The 564-nt window shown below is 57.6% G+C and carries 1 protein-coding gene; it reads left to right on the top strand.

Annotated elements, in window-relative coordinates:
* The coding region (locus C3B51_RS21680; RefSeq protein WP_130246364.1) for an AMP-binding protein at positions 1–564 on the top strand (564 nt) is incomplete at both ends.

The raw sequence follows: 564 nt of genomic DNA, 5'->3' as shown, positions 1-564 counted from the left end.
ACAACAGGCAGCGGCAACGCCCGAGGCAACCGCCCTGGTGTTTCAGGACCAATTCATTAGCTATGAGACACTCAATCTGCGTGCCAATCAGCTGGCGCACTATTTGCTGAGTGAGCAACACGTCACGCCAGAGACGCTGATTGGGGTATGCAGCAGCCGCTCGGTGGAGATGGTGGTGAGCATACTGGCAATACTCAAAGCCGGTGGGGCCTATGTGCCACTGGACCCGGATTATCCGGCCAGTCGCCTGAGCTATATGGCCGCAGACGCGGGCCTTAAGCAGGTGATTGGGTTTGGCAGTGGCCTGGCCGTGGCCGAAGCGCTGATGCGCGAGCAAGCAGGCCACGCCATAGATATTGCGACGCTAGCGCTGGATGACTATCCGCAGCATAACCCGGCGCTGGATGATATTAGTAGCGACAGCCTGGCCTATGTGATTTACACCTCAGGTTCAACCGGTCAGCCCAAGGGGGTTCAGCTTATTCATCAGGGCGCAGTGAACCTGGCTCACAACCAGCAAGCCCGTTTTGGCACTTGTGCCGACAGTAAGGTGCTGCAATTTGC

The sequence above is a fragment of the Pseudoalteromonas rubra genome (assembly GCF_004212645.1).
GTDB classification, from domain to species: Bacteria; Pseudomonadota; Gammaproteobacteria; order Enterobacterales; family Alteromonadaceae; genus Pseudoalteromonas; species Pseudoalteromonas rubra_G.
The sequence above is the reverse complement of the archived record's forward strand: the minus strand, read 5'-3'. Positions and strand labels throughout refer to the sequence as shown.